Here is a 3,181-nt window from a genome sequence, read left to right on the forward strand (position 1 = left end):
ATTTGTCGCTCTAAGGGATTTTGCGAAGGAGTGCCGTACCGGGGAGTACGGTCGACTGAGTAAAACTCCCTTAGAGCGGCAAAGGGCAAGTGAGAACGGGAGCATGTTTATGAAATATCCGGGCTAATATAAATGTACACGCATTTAGACGATTTAAATGCTTGCACACACCTTATCGGCAATTTCCGCTCATTACAGCCTTCAATAGCATGATCCTAACTGGATTATAGGAAGCAGTAGCGGAAGTCTTTCCTGTTTATGTTGAGCTGTTCGCAGCACTATTGAGAACCTGAGGCAAGCATGAAGCTTTCCACATTTGGCACGAAATTTACCAGTCATTCCGGCATACTCCAGCTTATGGATGATCTGGGTCATGCACTGGCCGGCGGCCAGGATATGATCATGATGGGAGGGGGTAATCCTGCCCATATTCCTGAAGTGGAAGAGACTTTTCGTCAGCGACTTCAGAAAATTCTCGAGAGCCAGTCCGAATTCACCCGTCTCACCGGTACTTATGATCCGCCCCAGGGTGAGAAAGAATTTGTCCATGAGATGGCTCGCTTCCTGAACCGTCAGTTTGGCTGGAAACTGGGGCCAGAAAACATTGCCCTGACCAATGGCAGCCAGGCTGCCTTCTTCATGCTCTTCAATATGTTTGCCGGCCACTACGATGATGGCAGTCATCGCCGTATTCAGCTGCCATTAGCGCCAGAATACATTGGTTATGGTGATGCAGGCCTGAGTGATGACTTCTTTCTGGCCAACAAACCTGAAATCGAAATTATTAATGAGCACATGTTCAAATACCATGTCGATTTCAGCAGCCTGAAAGTGGATGAACGGACCGGTGCACTCTGTGCCTCCCGCCCAACGAATCCTACTGGTAATGTATTGACCGACCTGGAAGTCAGCCGACTGGACGAAATGGCCAGAGAGCACGATATTCCTCTGATCATTGATGGTGCCTACGGTACCCCATTCCCGAACCTGATTTTCAGTGATGCCAACCCGGAATGGAATGAGAACACCATTCTCTGCCTCAGCCTTTCCAAGTTGGGCCTGCCTGCCGCCAGAACCGGTATCGTGATTGCCAACGAACAGGTTATCAGAGCACTGTCGGGTATAAACGCCATCATGAATCTCGCGCCCAACAGTTTTGGCAGCCTGCTCGTACTGGATATGATCCGTGATGACAGCATCATTGATCTCAGTAAAAACGTGATCCGTCCTTATTATGAAGACAAAGCCAAATCCGCTGTTTTTTCATTGCAAAAGCATCTTAATGGACTCAACTGGAAGGTTCATAAGCCTGAAGGGGCCATGTTCCTGTGGCTCTGGTTTGAAGGTCTGCCTATCAGCAGCCAGGAGCTCTACGAGCGGTTGAAAAAACGTAATGTGCTGGTGGTGTCTGGTCATTACTTCTTCCCGGGAATTGATGACCACTGGGACCATAAGCATGAGTGTCTGAGAATGACTTACTCTCGTGATAATGAAACCGTAGATCGAGGTATTGCCATTATTGCCGAAGAAGTTCGCAAGGCTTACCAGGAGCAATAAGCCAACCTGAGCTTTTCCAAAAAGCCCTGACCTCTATGCAGGGCTTTTTGTTACGTTCACACTTAGAGAACTTCCACTCTTATTTTTTGGCAACCCTATCTCATCAAAGCCAAACGACAGCCAGAAATATCGAGCTCAAGCTTGCATTCCATCCATTCAAATCTACATTAACAGCTAGCCTGTTACTGTATTTATTCTGACAGCAAATACAGTCATTCAGGGTATAACCCGTTCTTACTGATAAAATGTAAATTTATATTTCAATTTTCTACTCCAGTTTGCACGAGATCACGTCTATGGCTTCACGCCTTCTAAGTGAAGCCTCAGGTACTGTGTTATGTACAAAAACCAATTGCTGCCCTGCCTCTGCCGAGCCCTGATTCTGGCACTGATTATGGTGACCGGCTGCTTTGCCGAAACTGCGACTCCGGTTCAGGAAAATCACCTGATGCCGTTGGAACAAATCATCAGCCAGATCCGGAAAAAATATGGAGAAGTGGTTATTCAGAATGCACGTCTGACGGAGGAGGACAAACGTCGTGTAAGAGTGATTGATTTTGCCGACGGTCGAAACAAAAACCAGCGAGCGGTTGTTGATGCCCGCTCAGGCAAGATCATTGAAGTGGCCCAACTGCAAACGCCCATGTCGCTGGAAAAAATTCTGGAAAAAGTCAAAAGCAAGCATCATATAGCGGCCATCCTGAAAACCAGAATTGATGAGCGAAATGGTCAGGTGATTCGAATCGTTGACTTCATCGATAAGAAGCACAAGCGCTGGAATACGACTCTTGATGCCTATACAGGCATGATCATTGATGAATACACTTACACAATGAAACCTCAGGGGAAGCTTGTATCCCTGAATAAGGTTATAACGAAAGCAAGACAAACTCATAAAAGCATGGTCATTCTGAAAACCAGACTGGTTCGCTGGAAGAAACAGCAGGTTCGGGAAATCTATTACCTGGACGAGAGTCGCCAGAAAAAAAGGCTCACCGTAGATGCTTCCAATGGAGAAGTTATCGAAGACCGCCTTTATCCATCGCCTCTATGAAAGTCTGAAAAAGCCTGGAAACCTGAATTTCAGGCTTTCAGTATTCCCTTGAAGAAAAATGGGAGTATCACTCAAACCACTACTTAAGATCGAAACCATAATGTAAGTACTCACTGATTCTGAGGGCAGCTACCTACTCTAGTTAGCAACAGTAAACGTAATTCTACGTAGTGCCATCCAGTTTTTGCGCATATACCCTAGAGCCTGTTGGAGTTGGTGCAGCCGTGTACCTAGGCGTCTGGAGTACCACCGGGAGATACGACAACTGTCCATGGCAAAGCGAAAATGCCATGTTCCCCGTATTTCCAGTCGCCTACCGTTCAATACGGCCCCTTCCTTAACCCTTTAGTCATAATTGGCTGTGCAGGGATCAGGAAGTCATTCCTTCTTATTTAAATGGTCAGCTCTATTTCTGGCCGGTCACTGTATTGTCTGGACAGTGCGGCTAGGAGCCTGTCGGACTTACCACTGACCTACTGCGAAAAAGCCGGATTTGGCCATTTTTTATGATTCTTTTCGTTGAATAGCTCGCTATTCGCCTCAAATAATCATAAAAACTGTCTCAAACCG

General features: G+C 46.6%; 2 protein-coding genes. Both read left to right on the forward strand.

Annotated features, from left to right (window positions below):
- Positions 1–300 precede the first annotated feature (300 nt).
- Positions 301–1,557 (forward strand): valine--pyruvate transaminase, encoded by a 1,257-nt coding sequence (locus tag ACR2PX_RS05260; RefSeq protein ID WP_433998317.1) that lies wholly within the window; start codon positions 301–303, stop codon positions 1,555–1,557.
- 337 nt (positions 1,558–1,894) lie between these two features.
- Positions 1,895–2,611, forward strand: a complete 717-nt coding sequence (locus ACR2PX_RS05265) for a hypothetical protein (RefSeq protein WP_433998318.1) — start codon at positions 1,895–1,897, stop codon at positions 2,609–2,611.
- Positions 2,612–3,181 lie beyond the last annotated feature (570 nt).

The organism is Endozoicomonas sp., from assembly GCF_051008435.1.
Classification (GTDB): domain Bacteria; phylum Pseudomonadota; class Gammaproteobacteria; order Pseudomonadales; family Endozoicomonadaceae; genus Endozoicomonas_A.

Coding starts and splice junctions, on each gene's coding strand:
- ACR2PX_RS05260 (WP_433998317.1), top strand. CDS start 301: ATGAAGCTTTCCACATTTGGCACGAAATTTACCAGTCATTCCGGCATA.
- ACR2PX_RS05265 (WP_433998318.1), top strand. CDS start 1,895: ATGTACAAAAACCAATTGCTGCCCTGCCTCTGCCGAGCCCTGATTCTG.